14 protein-coding genes and 1 pseudogene are annotated in these 13,881 nt (G+C 64.5%); 5 read left to right on the forward strand and 10 right to left on the reverse strand.

The genetic code is table 11. The features are described from left to right. Positions 1 to 8: 8 nt before the first annotated feature. Entirely contained in the window at positions 9 to 383 is a 375-nt protein-coding gene (locus tag UNPA324_RS20135; RefSeq protein ID WP_164936664.1) for a transcriptional regulator, read from the reverse strand. Beyond that, complete coding sequence (locus UNPA324_RS20140; protein WP_141935606.1) at positions 370 to 987, reverse strand: hypothetical protein; 618 nt, start codon at positions 985 to 987, stop codon at positions 370 to 372. The genes UNPA324_RS20135 and UNPA324_RS20140 overlap by 14 nt, the downstream gene beginning before the upstream one ends. Before the next feature lie 196 nt (positions 988 to 1,183). On the opposite strand from UNPA324_RS20140, the gene UNPA324_RS20145 reads away from it, so the two are divergent. Then, positions 1,184 to 2,428 (forward strand): S1C family serine protease, encoded by a 1,245-nt coding sequence (locus UNPA324_RS20145; RefSeq protein WP_141935609.1) that lies wholly within the window; start codon positions 1,184 to 1,186, stop codon positions 2,426 to 2,428. A gap of 77 nt (positions 2,429 to 2,505) precedes the next feature. Here the strand turns inward: UNPA324_RS20145 and UNPA324_RS20150 are convergent, their stop codons facing one another. From UNPA324_RS20150 to UNPA324_RS20170, 5 genes and pseudogenes are all read right to left on the reverse strand, one after another. Continuing rightward, positions 2,506 to 3,243, reverse strand: coding sequence for a DUF899 domain-containing protein (locus UNPA324_RS20150; RefSeq protein WP_141935612.1), 738 nt, complete (start codon positions 3,241 to 3,243; stop codon positions 2,506 to 2,508). Between the two features lie 21 nt (positions 3,244 to 3,264). After that, positions 3,265 to 3,597: pseudogene (locus UNPA324_RS20155) on the reverse strand (SRPBCC family protein); the annotation flags it as partial. Between the two features lie 11 nt (positions 3,598 to 3,608). Continuing rightward, positions 3,609 to 4,073 carry an ArsR/SmtB family transcription factor gene (locus UNPA324_RS20160; RefSeq protein ID WP_141935614.1) on the reverse strand — a complete coding sequence of 155 codons (465 nt, stop codon included), beginning with the start codon at positions 4,071 to 4,073 and terminating at the stop codon, positions 3,609 to 3,611. A gap of 106 nt (positions 4,074 to 4,179) precedes the next feature. Next, positions 4,180 to 4,458: a DUF3551 domain-containing protein gene (locus UNPA324_RS20165; RefSeq protein ID WP_128922741.1), complete on the reverse strand. Its 279-nt coding sequence runs from the start codon at positions 4,456 to 4,458 to the stop codon at positions 4,180 to 4,182. A gap of 148 nt (positions 4,459 to 4,606) precedes the next feature. Continuing rightward, positions 4,607 to 5,581 (reverse strand): Bug family tripartite tricarboxylate transporter substrate binding protein, encoded by a 975-nt coding sequence (locus tag UNPA324_RS20170; protein WP_128922740.1) that lies wholly within the window; start codon positions 5,579 to 5,581, stop codon positions 4,607 to 4,609. A gap of 125 nt (positions 5,582 to 5,706) precedes the next feature. On the opposite strand from UNPA324_RS20170, the gene UNPA324_RS20175 reads away from it, so the two are divergent. Further along, positions 5,707 to 6,117: a VOC family protein gene (locus UNPA324_RS20175; RefSeq protein WP_141935616.1), complete on the forward strand. Its 411-nt coding sequence runs from the start codon at positions 5,707 to 5,709 to the stop codon at positions 6,115 to 6,117. 241 nt (positions 6,118 to 6,358) lie between these two features. Continuing rightward, complete coding sequence (locus UNPA324_RS20180) at positions 6,359 to 7,939, forward strand: AMP-binding protein (RefSeq protein WP_141935618.1); 1,581 nt, start codon at positions 6,359 to 6,361, stop codon at positions 7,937 to 7,939. A gap of 106 nt (positions 7,940 to 8,045) precedes the next feature. Here UNPA324_RS20180 and UNPA324_RS20185 read toward each other — a convergent pair whose 3' ends face one another. From UNPA324_RS20185 to UNPA324_RS20195, 3 genes are all read right to left on the reverse strand, one after another. Further along, entirely contained in the window at positions 8,046 to 9,140 is a 1,095-nt protein-coding gene (locus UNPA324_RS20185; protein ID WP_141935620.1) for an HD-GYP domain-containing protein, read from the reverse strand. A gap of 410 nt (positions 9,141 to 9,550) precedes the next feature. Then, entirely contained in the window at positions 9,551 to 11,845 is a 2,295-nt protein-coding gene (locus UNPA324_RS20190) for a xanthine dehydrogenase family protein molybdopterin-binding subunit (protein ID WP_141935622.1), read from the reverse strand. Beyond that, positions 11,842 to 12,333: a (2Fe-2S)-binding protein gene (locus tag UNPA324_RS20195; RefSeq protein ID WP_128922735.1), complete on the reverse strand. Its 492-nt coding sequence runs from the start codon at positions 12,331 to 12,333 to the stop codon at positions 11,842 to 11,844. Before UNPA324_RS20195 ends, UNPA324_RS20190 begins: the two co-directional genes overlap by 4 nt. Positions 12,334 to 12,652: 319 nt before the next feature. On the opposite strand from UNPA324_RS20195, the gene UNPA324_RS20200 reads away from it, so the two are divergent. Both UNPA324_RS20200 and UNPA324_RS20205 read left to right on the forward strand, forming a co-directional pair. Then, positions 12,653 to 13,417, forward strand: coding sequence for an alpha/beta fold hydrolase (locus tag UNPA324_RS20200; RefSeq protein ID WP_128922734.1), 765 nt, complete (start codon positions 12,653 to 12,655; stop codon positions 13,415 to 13,417). Between the two features lie 24 nt (positions 13,418 to 13,441). Further along, complete coding sequence (locus UNPA324_RS20205) at positions 13,442 to 13,783, forward strand: hypothetical protein (protein ID WP_128922733.1); 342 nt, start codon at positions 13,442 to 13,444, stop codon at positions 13,781 to 13,783. Positions 13,784 to 13,881 lie beyond the last annotated feature (98 nt).

A 13,881-nucleotide genomic window follows, 5' to 3' on the forward strand; every position in this document is an offset into this window, starting at 1 on the left:
GGGGAGGATCAGGTCGAGACGATACCGAGCCGGCCGAGCGGCGGCGCCTCGCGGCCGGCGGCCTTGGCGGCGTCGCGTACCAGGCGTTCCAGCACGGCGAGATAGTCGAGGAAGCGGCGGCGCCCGGTCTTGGTGAGGCGGCAGGTGGTGTGCGGACGGTTGCCTTCGTAGCCCTTGGTCACGTCGACGAGGCCGGCCTCCTGGAGCACGGCAAGGTGCCGGCTGAGATTGCCGTCAGTGAGGCCGCACAGCTGCTTGAGGTCGGCGAATGCCAGCCCCTTGGGATGCGCCATCAGCGAGGTCAGAAGCCCAAGCCTCGCCTTCTCGTGGATCACGCGATCTAGCCCCTCGTAGGAGAAGGGTGCGCTGTCAGTCTTCGACATCATGGTCTCCGGATGCGACATGCAGAATGGCCGCCATCACCGACTGCCCGATCACGAAGGGCAGGCCCATGGTCCATGGCGACAGCGCGTGGGTCTGGCTCGCGATCACCACCACTGAAAAGCCGGACACGAAATACCAGGCGCCGGCGAACGCGACGGTGCGCGGCAGCGAGCGGACGGAGGCGAAGATGCCGAGTGACACCAGGATCTGCCACAGGCCCGGCAGCAGCCACAACGTCTCGGCCGCGAACTTCCACATCACCACCGCGAGCAGCACGCCGGCAACGCCCGCGGGCAGGAACTGCTCGACCGCCTGGTGGATCATGGCATCGGCCAGACCCGAATGATGGCGGCGCGAACGCGCGCGCATCTCGATCCCGATGATCAGGACGGACAGTGCGGCCGCGACAAACCAGCCGACGAAGAAGCCGAGCGGCTCAGTGGTGGGATCGCCGAGCAGCCAGAATTGCAGGACGGCCGTGATGAGCGCGACGGCACCGGTCGCGGCCATCGTCGCCGGGCCGTAACCGCGGAATGCCGTGCCGGCCGCGATCTGGCTGCGGATCGCCACGATATCGGCCAAAGCCTTGTCGAGATCGCGCATTGGCAACGCCGAAGCCTCGTTCCGCTCATTTCGGGATTGCTGCCCCGTTACTTTGTATTGCAAAGTATATAGCGCTGCAAAGTAAAGGCAAGTCCGAAAGTCGCCGCGAGAGGATTCCGCCGGGATGGACAACTGCCGGTTGCGCGGCGCCCGCTTCCGCAGATAAGATGCGTCCAAGAGCGTTCCGGGGGCTGGTATGTGGCTTAGGTCATTAATCGTCGCGTCTTTTTTGCAGATGGGTGTCGTCGGAGCCGCGAATGCGGCGGGGCCGTTCGGCTCCGTCAATGTCGGCAACTGGATCGGCGGTGCCTTCAGCAACGACCAAACGGGCGCCTTCTCCCATTGCGCAGCAACGGCACCTTATGCAAACGGCGTCATGCTCGTCGTGGGCCAAAATGCTGCCGGTTCATGGACCCTGAGCTTCGCGAGTCCCAGCTACCGCTTCAAGCAAGGCGAGAACGCCGCGATCGATGTCATCTTCGATGGGCAGGAGCAGGCTCGGCTGTTCGCCACGGCCAATCAACCGAACATGCTTACCGCGGTCATGCCTGCCAACGTCACGCGAACGTTTCAGAAGGCAGGCCTGATGGTCGCAACGAGTGGGCGCACTGTCCTCAATTTCGACCTGACGTCCGCCGGAACCGTGGTCACGGCATTGGCCAATTGCGTTACCCGGGTAAAAGCCGATGGGCTCAGCAAGGCCGGTGACTTCACCAAGGTCGCCGCCAAGCCGCAGGCCGCGCCGGACAAGCAGGCGCCGCCGGCGTCCGGCAAATCCGGCAGAGGCAAGAGCGGCACCGGCTTTGTGGTGAGCGCGAGCGGGCACCTCGTCACCAACAATCATGTGATCAATGGCTGCGTCGGCGACATCAAGGGCAACCTCACCGGCGAGGCCGCGATGGTGCTGCGCGTCGTTTCGACCGACGCCAACAATGACCTCGCTTTGCTTCAGGCGCCGTCGACGACGGCATTCAAGGACTTTGCCCGTATCCGCGACCGCTCGTTCCACTCCGGCGATTCCGTCGTCGCGATCGGATTTCCCTACCACGGACTGCTCAGCTCGGACTTCACCGTGACGACGGGTATCGTGAGCTCATTGAGCGGCATGCGCAATGACACGCGTTTCCTGCAAATCAGCGCCCCCGTGCAGCCCGGCAATAGCGGCGGCCCGCTGTTCGACACCACCGGCCAGATCGTGGGCGTGGTCACCGGCAAGATCCCGGGATTGCGCATCGCCGCTGTGACTGGCGATATTCCCGAGAACATCAACTTCGCCATCAAGACCGGCGCGCTGCGCGACTTCCTTGACAATTCCGTGGTGCCCTACCAGACCGCCGAGCCCAAGGGAGAGCTCAAAACCACCGACATCGCCGGTAACGCCCGCGCCTACACGATGCTGATCTCGTGCACCGCCACGGAGCAGGCGGACGCGAAGCGGTAAAACGGCGACTTGCGGCACCCCAAACGCCGCCATCGTCCTGGCAAGGCCAGGACGACATTGCTGAACGAGGTGCCCCCTCACTCGTGGCAGCACGCCTCCTTCGTCGCCTGCGGTTCGTACTGGTCGCTCAGGCGAACCCAGTCCATCGGATAGGGCAAGCCCTCCTCGTGACGGCCGAGCGGCGTGAGGTCGAGGTATTGATAGGCGGCGTTCATCATATCGAGGCCGCGGGCGAAGCATGAGTAGGTGTGGAAGATCTCGCCAGCCTCATTGCGAAAGAACACGCTGATGCCGGGTAGCTCGGGTCCGTAGAACGGCGTGGTGCCGAAATTGTATTTCGGCACACCCTTGTCGATCTGCTCGCGCGTGAACGAGACTTCGTAATCGTAGTTGAAGTCGTTGCTTCCCGAGGAGACCCAATCGAAGGTCCAGCCCATCCGCTTCTTGAACGCGTCGAGCTTGGCAACGGGCGCAAGTGAAATCGCAACCATGCTGGTGTCGCGCGCGGCAAGATGCGGCACCATGCGTTCGAAACCGTCGGCCCAGAACGAGCAGCTCTTGCAGGCGGCGTCCCAATCCGGTGCGAACATCACGTGCTGCACTACGAGCTGCGGCCGGCCCTTGAAGAGATCGCCGAGCGTCAGCTTGCCGTTCGGTCCGTCGAACACGTAGTTCTTGTCGACCTTGACCCAGGGCAAGGCACGGCGCTCCTCGGCCAGGCGTTCGCGGGCCGCAGTGAGCTCCTTCTCATGGGCCAGATGAGCCTTGCGGGCGGCGATCCATTGCTCGCGCGAGACGATCCGATGTTGCTGCATGGTGTCCTCCTCTGATCGGGATCAGGCGACGAAGGCATCGAGCTTGTCGAAGAACGAGCTCCAGCCGCGCAGATGGTTGTCGCGGGCGGTTTCGTCGAAGAACTGCGCGTGATGGAAGACCATCAAGGTGCCGGCGCTGTCCGGCTTGAGCGTGATCGTCACCAGCGATTCGCGCTCCGGCGTCGAATGCCAGGCCCAGGTGAAGACCAGCCGCTCGTTCGGCACGACGTCGCGATAGGTACCGCCGGCCTCGAAATATTCGCCGTCATCACGGGTGAAGCTGATGCGAAAGTTGCCGCCGGTGCGGACGTCGAGTTCGGCTCGAAGCGTCGCAGGCTTCATGTGCGGCGGCCCGAACCATTGCGCTAGCTGCTCGGCTTTCGTCCAGGCCGCGTAGACCCTTTCCGGCCGCGCGCGGAGCCGGCGCGTGAGCGTGAGGCTTGGGCGTTCCGTTGCGTGCTCGGCGGCACTGAGTTCGGCGTTGACGGCTGCGTTGGCCATGTCTCTTCCTCCACGAAGGCGGCAAGGCGATCGAGATTGTCGGACCAGAATTGCGCGTAGCGATTGAGCCAGTTCATCGCCTGCTCCATCGGCTGCGCGGTGAGCCGGCAGGCGACCGTGCGCCCGGTCTTCTCCCGCACGATCAGGCCCGCATCCGTGAGCACGTCGAGATGCTTCATGATCGCCGGCAGCGAGATCGGGAACGGTGCGGCCAGTTCGCTCACCGACAGGCAGTCCTGGTCGCCGAGCCGTGCCAGCAGGGCACGCCGCGTCGGGTCGGATAGCGCCGCAAACGTCCGGTCCAGCGTCTCGTCCTGATACTTAACCATAAGGTTTAGTATAAGTGCAAACGGGAACACGTCAAGCCAGAACCTCAGCACACGGTTCTGCACGAGTGCGTGATCAGGCAGCGCTCAGTAGGGAACGTTGATCGCGCTAGTACGGCGCGACGGGCCGCGTGCGTCGGTGGGGCCGAGGTTGCGGCGGCTGCTCCTGGCCGTAGCCAAAGCGAGGATTGCGATCGCAATACAGCAGCCGGCCCGACACGCTGGCCTGGCATTGTTCATAGCTGTTGTAGGCGCATTCGCCGGGATAATCATACTCGCCACCCTGAGCGCACCATGGATAGTCGCGCGCCGCGGCGGGCGTGACGGTGGCGAAGCCGGCAAGGACCGCCGCCCCGAGCATCAGCAGCACCAATTGCGTCTTGCGCATGATCCAACTCCTCTCTAGCTGGCACGGGATACGGCGCCATCTATCATCAGGTTTCGCAGTGCCGTTTTATTCCGCATCAACGAAACAAGCCACGCAAGAAAAAGCCCTGCCGCAAGGCAGGGCTCCATGTCTGGCCATCAAAAGATCGCTAGTCGACCTTCAGGCCGGCGAACTCGACGACCTTCTTCCACTTCTCGGTCTCGGCCTTGATCTCCTCGCCGAACGCCTCCGGGGTCTGCACCCGCGGCTCGCCGCCGAGCTCGACCAGACGCTTGGTCATGTCGGGCTCCTTCATCAGCGTGTTGATCTCGCTGTTGAGCTTGGCGATGATCTCCTTCGGCGTGTTCTTCGGAGCGCCCATGCCGAACAGCGCACTGGCCTCGTAGCCCTTCACGGTCTCGGCGATCGCCTGCACGTCGGGGAGCTGCGGCGAGCGCTCTGCGGTGGTGACACCGATCGCACGAAGCGAGCCGGAGCGGATGTGCTGGATGATCGAGGGCATGTTGTCGAAGATCACCTGCACCTGGCCGCCGAGCATGTCGGTGATCGCGGGCGCGGCGCCGCGATAGGGCACGTGCTGCATCTTGCAGCCGGTCATGGCCATGAACATCTCGCCGGACAGATGCACCGAGGTGCCGTTACCCGACGAGGCCATGTTGACCTTGCCGGGATTGGCCTTCACATATTCGATGAACTCGACGACGTTCTTGGCCGGCACGTCCTTGTTGACGGTCATCACGTTCGGAACGCGCTGGAACGAAGCGACCGGCGCCATGTCCCGCACGAAGTTGAACTTCAGATTGGTGTAGAGCGAGGCGTTGATGTAGTTGGCCGGGTTGACCAGCTGCAACGTGTAGCCGTCGGGCTCGGCATTGATGACCGATTCGGTGGCGATGTTGTTGCCGGCACCCGGCTTGTTCTCGATCACGAATTGCTGGCCAAACTTTTCCGAGAGCCGCTGGCCGATCAGTCGCGCCAGGATGTCGGTGGCGCCGCCCGGCGGATAGCCGACCACCCATTTCACGGGCCGGGCCGGATAATCGGCGGCAAGAGCCTTCGACAGCGGGGTGGCTGCAAGCGGACTGGCGGCGAGCAGGCCCAGCGCGGTACGGCGAGTGATCATCTCAAGGGTTCTCCCAACGTGTTGTTCTTGAAGCCGGATAGCTTGAACCCGGCGTCGGCGGGGTTGTAACAAAGCTTGCCGCAGGCGGAAAGTGCACGGGACGCATCACGACGAAAGGATAAGGCATGCCGGTCAAGGTCGAAGCTCTCGATCATCTCGTGATCAACGTCGCCGATGTCGCGGTGACCACAGAGTGGTACCGCAGGATTCTCGGCATGGAAGTCAAGGTGTTCGATCCCGGTGGCGGCAAAGCGCCGCGGACTTCGCTTCACTTTGGTAACCAGAAGATCAACGTCCGGCCGCGCGATGCCGACAAGGTGGAGTGGTTCACCGCGGACCAGGCGACCGCCGGCAGCGAGGACCTCTGCTTCCTCACCTCCGCTGCGCCCGACGAGGTGGTGGCGCATCTGCAGGCACACGGCGTCGCGATCGCGGAAGGCCCGGTTCTCAAGCAGGGCGCCTGCGGCACGCTGCGCTCGGTCTATTGCCGGGATCCGGATGGCAGCCTGATCGAGATCTCGTCGTACGAGGATTGAGGCAACCAGGCGCTACAAACTCGGTCGTCATGCCCGGGCTTGTCCCGGGCATCCACGTTCTCCGTGCTGCATGGCCAAGACGTGGATGGCCGGGTCAAGCCCGGCCATGACGGGGAGAGACCGAACACGCCTCACTTCACGCCAGCGCTTCCCGATTTGCTCCCGGCCTCATCCGATGGCAGGAAGACGCAATCATCAAGAGACGGCCGCCATCAAGATGCAGGCTGCACGGGGAGGAGCCATGCCACTTCGACAAACCACTGCCGGAATCGTGGGCCCATTCGACGGGATCGACGTGCCCTGGTTGCTCAAGATGCGCGCCGAGGTCCGGCGTGACCATCCGTTCCTGATCTGGGCGCCGTTCGATGCGCCGGCGCGGCGCTGGAGCTATGGCGCGTTTCACGAGCGGGTCGGCGCGCTCGCGGCGGGGCTGGCACGGCGCGGCGTCCGGCCTGGCGAATATGTGCTCATTCATCTGGACAATTGCATCGAGGCGATGCTGGCCTGGTTTGCCTGTGTCGAACTCGGCGCCATCGCGGTCACCACCAACACCCGCTCGGCGCCGGCCGAGATCGCGTATTTTGCCGATCATTGTGGCGCGGTCGCCGCGATCACGCAGCCGGCCTATGCGGAAATCGTCGCGCAGAACTGCCGCAACATAAGCTGGATGGCGGTGACCTCGCATGATGCCGGCGCAGCACCTGCGCAAGCGACCTCGCGCGGCGACAGCTTTGAATCCCTGTACGACGATGGCGTCGACCGCCCGAAACGCGCGACCGATCCGCTGGCGCCATGCAGCGTGCAATACACTTCAGGCACGACCTCACGCCCCAAGGCCGTGCTGTGGACCCACGCCAACGCGCTGTGGGGCGCCAAGGTCAACGCCGCGCATGAGGACCTGCATGCGACCGACGTGCATCAGGCGTACTTGCCACTGTTCCACACCAACGCGCTCGCCTACTCCATGCTGGCGACGCTGTGGGTCGGGGCGACTTGCGTGATTCAGCCGCGCTTCTCCGCCAGCCGCTTCTGGAGCGTCGCGCGCGAGCACGGCGCGACCTGGACCTCGACGATACCGTTCTGCATGAAGGCGCTGCTCGAGCAGGAGATCCCTGGAGATCACAAATTCCGTCTCTGGGGCACCGCGATCAACGAGCCGCCCGCGTTCGCCGCTTTCGGCATCAAGATGATCGGCTGGTGGGGCATGACCGAGACCATCACCCACGGCATCGTCGGCGAAGTCGATCAGCCCAACATCCCGATGTCGATCGGCCGCGCCGCTCCCGAGTATCAGATCCGCATCACCGACGATGACGGGCGGCCGACCGAAATCGGCGGCACCGGCAATCTATCGATCAAGGGCATCCCCGGCCTGTCGCTGTTCGCCGAATATCTGCACAATGAGAAGGCCACGCGCGAGAGTTTTGACGAGCACGGCTTCTTCCTCACCGGCGATCGTGTCGATCGGCTCGAGAACGGCTTCATCAAGTTCGGCGACCGCGCCAAGGACATGCTGAAGGTCGGCGGCGAGAACGTCGCGGCCTCCGAGATCGAGCAGGTGATCGCGCTCGTATCAGGCGTGCGCGAGGCCGCCGTGGTGGCGAAGCCGCACCCGATGCTGGACGAAGTGCCTGTTGTCTTCATCATCCCGCAGGGCGGCGTCGCGGGCGCCGCGCCCGATCTGCACGAGCGCGTGATGGAAGCCTGCCGCAAGGGTCTTGCCGACTTCAAGGTGCCACGCGAGATCAGGCTCGTCGACGACATGCCGCGCTCGACGCTGGAGAAGGTGGCGAAGGCGGAGTTGCGGAGGATGCTGGGGTGAGCGCGTAGGGTGGATTAGCCGAAGGCGTAACCCACCATGCTTCAGAGAATGCCGAACGAAGTTTGGTGGATTACGCCTTCGGCTAATCCACCCTACGGCATCTCGCCTAGAACGACCCCAGCGCCACCGGGCGGAACGCCTGCAGCAGCTGCTGGTCGAGCTTGCCGACCATGCCTTCCATCATGCCGAACGCGCGCGAATGCGTGAACGGCATGCGGTAGGCGCGCTTCTCGACCAGTGCGGCATAGATGTCGACGATCGTCGTCAGACGCACGATGTCGCTGATCTGGTTCGACGACAGGCCGTTCGGATAACCGCTGCCGTCGAGAAATTCGTGGTGATGCAGGATCACATCGAGCATCTCCGGCGGGAAGCCGCCTTGGGCGGCGAGCGCATCATAGCCGCGGCGCGGATGCTGGCGGACCTCGGCCATCTCCTCGTCGGTGAGCTTGCCGGGCTTGTCGAGCAGCGCGGCGGGAACGAAGGCCTTGCCGACGTCGTGCAGCAGCGCGGCACGGGTCAGGCGGCGCTGGTCGTCCTCGCGCATGCCGAGATGCTGCGCGAAGGCGACGGCGAAGCCGGTGACGAACAGGCAGTGACGATAGCTGCCGACATGGTGGCAGCCGACCGTGGTGAGCCATTCGCGCAGCGAGGAATGCTTGATCGCCTTCAGGATCTTGCTTTCCGCGGCGATGACGTCGTCGAAGGTCAAGGGCACGCCGAGCGGCAGCTTCTCGAACATCTTCGCCAGCACCGCATGCGCCGCCTCGACGCCGCGGTTGAGCGTCTTGCCGCGGTCGGTCGCATCATAGGCGGCGGTGTCCGGGAAGGCGGCGCGAATGCGCTGCAGGATGGCGTCGGCCTGGAGCGGCCGCGAAATCGTGTCGGTGGCGCCCAGCGCCCACGCCTGCATGGTGCCGTGATGCAGCGCGTCCGCAAGCACGAACAGCCGCGGCATCGACCGATAAGCATCGCCGCGCAGCTTGTTGCGTACCCGCTGCACGCTCTCGGGCGAGCGCAGGTTGATGTCGACCACGAGCCCGGAGAGATCGCGCGAGGGCTTGTCGGGGATCTCCTGCGTCGTCACCGTCGAGACGTCGCCGACTGCCTTCAGGATGCTGGCGAGCTCGGAGCTTTCGTCGCTCCGGTCGGAGGCGAGCAGAAGCCGGCGTTTGGCGGCGGATTTGGCTGGCGCGTTCATGGCTTCCCCAAGGCGTGGGATTGGGATTTGGCCTCAAGCCTAAGCCGGATCAGGTTCTCTGGCCCTTAAGAGGCGTGCTCAATGGAACCCTGCGGAATTCGGTGCAATTTTAAGGGTTTTCGGTTCCGGGGTCGGGAACTTCAAAACCGTGAAAACAACCCCATGCACCGTAGAATGGGCTTTGATGGATAAGGGGAATTTGGGACGCTTTCGCTCCCCCCTTCCGCTGTCGTCGCCCGGCTTGACCGGGCGACCCAGTATGCCAAGGCGCGGAACCGAAAAGCCGCGGCGCACTGGATACCCCGCTTCCGCGGAGCATGACACCGAGATTGTGGAGACGATCTCCCAAAAACAAATCCGCCGGAGGCTGCCCTCCGGCGGATCACCTCATTCAGCAATCAAGCCTCGCCCTACGCCTTCATGCTGGCCTTCACCGCCTCCGCCGTGATCGGCAGCGCCCGGACGCGGGCACCTGAGGCGTTGAAGATGGCGTTGCCGATGGCGGGCGCGACCACGGTCACCGCGGGCTCGCCGACGCCGGTGGCCTTCTCGCCATTGGCGATCACGGCGACGGCGACTTCGGGCGTCTGGCTCATGCGCAAGGGCCGGTAGCTATCGAAATTAGTCTGCTCGATGCCACCGTCCTTCAGCGTCGCCTTCTCGCACATCGCCAGCGACAGGCCCCATAGCGCCGCGCCCTCGACCTGAGCACGGATGTTGTCGGGATGCACCTGCGTGCCGACGTCGGTCGCGACCGTGAGCTTCTTCACGGTCACCGCGCCCGACGGCGCCACCGCGACATGGGCGACGCATGCCGTCCAGCTTGCGGACTCCCGTTCCTGCGACGAGACGCAGGCAACCCCCATGCCCTCGCCTTTCGGCAGCTGCTTGGTGCCGTAACCGGAGAGCCCCATCGCGGCGAGCAGCGTGTTGCGCAGCCGCTGCGCGCCGCCACCGTTCTTGCCGGCGCCGTCGAGCAGCGAGATGCGGAACTGCGCCGGATCCTTGCCCGCCGCCGCCGCGATCTCGTCGATCATGCTTTCGACCGCCCAGAAGGTCCAGCCCGGCGCCACCGAACGGAGCTGGCCCGACGGTGTGGCATTGTGCGCGAGCTCGTTCTTGATCGCGCGCACATAATGGTTGGGCACGGTGTAGAAGAAGTCGGCCCCGTTCACGGTGAAACTATCGAGCGAACCCTTCTTGTCGACAGCGGGCGATAACATATCGGGGATCCCCCAGCGCGCGGTCGGCCAGGCCGAGACCACGTCGTGGCTGAGCGCGACGAGCTTGCCGTCGCCATCCACGCCGGCCTTGACCTTCTGATAGGTGAGCGGTCGCGAGAAATCCATCGTCATGTCGTTCTCGCGCGAGTAGATCACCTTGACCGCCTTGCCGACCGCCTTCGCCGCCTGCACCGCCGGGACCATCATGTCGGCATCGAGCCTGCGGCCGAAGCCGCCGCCGAGCCAATGCTGGTGCATCACGACGAATTTCGGATCGATCCCGGCGGCGCCCGCCGCGATGGCGCCGGAGCGCGTCGCGAACTGGTTGCCGGAATAGATGTGCAGGATGTCGCCCTTGAACTCCGCGGTGGCGTTCATTGGCTCCAGCGGCGCATGGATGTTGATGCTGGTGGTGTACTCGGCCTCGACCACTTTCGCCGCCGTGCCGAACGACGCGTTGGGATCGCCGTCCTTGACGAAGAACTGGCCGGAATCCTCCAAGCCCTGAAGCCGCTTGGCTTCATCCAGCAGCGACTGGCTCGACAGCTTCGCGTTCGGACCGCCGTCATAGGCGATCTTCAGCACGTCCGCCGCCTTGCGGGCGTTGGCATAGGTGTTGGCCACCGCGACGACCCAGCCGGACGTGGTTCCGGTCTTGTCGTCGAGGATGACGGCCTTCATGAAGCCGGGCACTTTCTTGGCTTCACTGTCGTCGACCGATTTCACCGTGGCGCCGAAGCGCACCGGCGGGGTCACCACCTTGCCGTAGACCATGCCCGGCAGCATCACGTCGATGCCGTACTTGGCTGTGCCGTTGGTCTTGGAGGGGATGTCGAGCTGCGGCACCGAGACGCCGATCATGGTGTACTGGTCCGGCGTCTTCAGCTTGATCGCCTTCAATTCGTCCGGCGTAAAGGTCTTCGTCGCCTTGCCGCTCTTGACGATCTCGGCAAAGGTCATCTGCTTCTTCGACTTCGGATGCGAGATCACGGAGTCGCGAACGACGAGCTGGTCCTTGAAGTAGGGCGGCAAGCCCATGGCCGCGGCGGCGGCCTCCGTCAAGGCGATGCGACCGGCCGCACCGGCCCGGCTCATCGCCTCGAAGTTCATCATCGTCGACCAGCTGCCGCCGGTGATCTGCGCGCCCAAGACCGGATCGTTGAACTTCGGATCGTTGGAGGCGAGTTGCACGCGCATGTCGCTCCACTTCGCGCCGAGTTCCTCGCAGACGATCTGCGCCATCGTCGAGGCGATGTGCTGGCCCATGTCGGCCTTGCCGCAGGTCACGGTGACGAGACCGTCCGGAGAGATCGCATACCAGACGCTCGGCTCGAAATTGGCGGGCGCCGCGGCCGACGCGGAATTAATGCCGGGGACGCCGGCATAGCCGAGCACGAGGCCGGTCGCGGCGGTGCCGACCAGGAAGGAGCGGCGGCTGAGATCCGTCGTCTCGGGGGTGACGTTCTTCACATGCTCGTTCATGTGGGCCTCCGCTCGTTGGAGGTGGTGGACGCGGTGCGCATCTCGGATGCGGCACGCATGATCGCCTTCTGAATCCGCGAATAGGTCATGCAACGGCAGAGATTGCCGTCCATGTGCGCGACGACCTCTTCCTTGGTCGGGTTGGGATTCTTCGCGAGCAGCGAGGCTGCCTGCATGATCTGCCCGGACTGGCAATAGCCGCATTGCGGCACCTGCTCGGCGATCCATGCCTTCTGCAAGGGATGATCGCCCTTGGCGGAGAGGCCTTCGATGGTGGTGATCTTCTTGCCGGCGACGTCGCCGACCATGGTCTGGCACGAGCGCACGGCTTCGCCGTTGACGTGCACGGTGCAGGCCCCGCACAACCCGGCACCGCAGCCGAACTTGGTGCCGGTCATCTGCAATTGCTCGCGGATCGCCCAGAGGAGCGGCGTGTCGTTCGCCGCATCCACGGACAGACTCCGCCCGTTGATGGTGAGAGTTGGCATAGGCGTCTTCCCCTGCCGGTGCATGAAGCCGCTTACGGCGGCAACTTGAATGGCGGACGCCCACCGGGCTGGCGCCAACCTTGGCGGCGAGAATGATCGCGTTCGGTTGCCGTGGCAAATGCAATTTGGAACGAATAGAAGAAACGGTCTCCGCACCCGCGCGTTGTGGGCCGCGCCAATGACGCCGACGCAGCTACTGGACACAACAGCGCGTGCGTCAGGCATGCGTGCCTCGGCGACTCCGGCGGTTTCCTCCGAGTAACCCAGCAGGCTAGGATGCGTGAGGAAACAACAGCAACAAACAACAAGGGTGGGCGAAATGCCTGAGATCAATCGGGACGGCGTCAATATCTACTACGAGGTTCACGGCGAGGGGCCGCCTCTGCTGCTCACGCATGGCTACTCATCGACGTCGGCGATGTGGCATGGGCAGGTCGATGCGCTCGCCAAGGAGCACAAGCTCGTCTTGTGGGACATGCGTGGCCACGGCCAGTCCGACTACCCCGATGATCCCAGGGCTTACAGCGAAGCGCTCACGGTGGGCGACATGGCCGCGATCCTCGATGCCGTCGGCGCCAAGCGCGCGATCATCGGCGGATTGTCGCTCGGCGGTTACATGTCGCTCGCCTTTTATCGCGCGCATCCCGAGCGCACCCGCGCGCTGCTGATCATCGACACCGGCCCCGGCTTCAAGAAGGACGACGCGCGCGAGGCCTGGAATGCACGGGCGTTCGCCACCGCCGACAGGCTCGATCGCGAAGGCCTCGACGTCCTGAAATCGGCAACGCGTGAGCGCGCCTCAGCCAGTCACCGCAACGCCCAGGGACTGGCGCTCGCAGCACGCGGCATGCTGACCCAGCGCGATGCCCGCGTGATCGAGCTGCTGCCCGACATCAAGGTGCCCTCGCTGATCGTGGTCGGCGCCGACGACACGCCGTTCCTGGCCGCGTCCGATTACATGGCGGCAAAAATTCCCGGCGCACAAAAGGTCGTGATCCCCGCCGCCGGTCACGCCGTCAACATCGATCAGCCCAAGGCTTTTGTTGACGCCGTCGAGCCTTTCCTGAAGAACTTGCCGGCATAGGCTCAGGCAATGGGGACGTCGACCATGATGCGAGCGATCTTCGCGGCGGGCGCAATCGCCGCGCTATCGTCGGCGGCGGCGCAGGCCGAGCCGTTCGGCGCGGTGCCGCCGCGCCGGCCCTTCGTCGCGACCTCGTCCAACAACATTCCGCTCGCCTTCGGCATGGATGCCGAACAGACCGCCCGCGCGCTCGGACAGCCGCTACAATATGTGCGCGGACGTCCCGGCAACGAGATCTACCTCGCGCTGCGCGACATCGGCGGCAGCGGCTTGATCCCCCACCGTCACCGCCTGTTCCTGCAATTCCGCCATGGCCGGCTGGCGGGATGGAAGGAAGATTACGGCGAGAACTGGATGTGGGAGTGAATCTATCCCCTCATGGTGAGGAGCGGCGTAGCCGCGTCTCGAACCATGCAGGCCCGGCCCTCGCATCTCGGCCTTGCATCCTTCGAGACGCGCGAAGG

The sequence above is a fragment of the Bradyrhizobium sp. UNPA324 genome, assembly GCF_006658635.1.
GTDB classification, from domain to species: Bacteria; Pseudomonadota; Alphaproteobacteria; order Rhizobiales; family Xanthobacteraceae; genus Bradyrhizobium; species Bradyrhizobium nanningense.

Coding starts and splice junctions, on each gene's coding strand:
- UNPA324_RS20165 (WP_128922741.1), bottom strand. CDS start 4,458: ATGCGCAAGACGCAATTGGTGCTGCTGATGCTCGGGGCGGCGGTCCTT.
- UNPA324_RS20205 (WP_128922733.1), top strand. CDS start 13,442: ATGATGCGAGCGATCTTCGCGGCGGGCGCAATCGCCGCGCTATCGTCG.
- UNPA324_RS20175 (WP_141935616.1), top strand. CDS start 5,707: ATGCCGGTCAAGGTCGAAGCTCTCGATCATCTCGTGATCAACGTCGCC.
- UNPA324_RS20185 (WP_141935620.1), bottom strand. CDS start 9,140: ATGAACGCGCCAGCCAAATCCGCCGCCAAACGCCGGCTTCTGCTCGCC.
- UNPA324_RS20195 (WP_128922735.1), bottom strand. CDS start 12,333: ATGCCAACTCTCACCATCAACGGGCGGAGTCTGTCCGTGGATGCGGCG.
- UNPA324_RS20180 (WP_141935618.1), top strand. CDS start 6,359: ATGCCACTTCGACAAACCACTGCCGGAATCGTGGGCCCATTCGACGGG.
- UNPA324_RS20190 (WP_141935622.1), bottom strand. CDS start 11,845: ATGAACGAGCATGTGAAGAACGTCACCCCCGAGACGACGGATCTCAGC.
- UNPA324_RS20160 (WP_141935614.1), bottom strand. CDS start 4,073: ATGGTTAAGTATCAGGACGAGACGCTGGACCGGACGTTTGCGGCGCTA.
- UNPA324_RS20140 (WP_141935606.1), bottom strand. CDS start 987: ATGCGCGATCTCGACAAGGCTTTGGCCGATATCGTGGCGATCCGCAGC.
- UNPA324_RS20145 (WP_141935609.1), top strand. CDS start 1,184: ATGTGGCTTAGGTCATTAATCGTCGCGTCTTTTTTGCAGATGGGTGTC.
- UNPA324_RS20200 (WP_128922734.1), top strand. CDS start 12,653: ATGCCTGAGATCAATCGGGACGGCGTCAATATCTACTACGAGGTTCAC.
- UNPA324_RS20170 (WP_128922740.1), bottom strand. CDS start 5,581: ATGATCACTCGCCGTACCGCGCTGGGCCTGCTCGCCGCCAGTCCGCTT.
- UNPA324_RS20135 (WP_164936664.1), bottom strand. CDS start 383: ATGTCGAAGACTGACAGCGCACCCTTCTCCTACGAGGGGCTAGATCGC.
- UNPA324_RS20150 (WP_141935612.1), bottom strand. CDS start 3,243: ATGCAGCAACATCGGATCGTCTCGCGCGAGCAATGGATCGCCGCCCGC.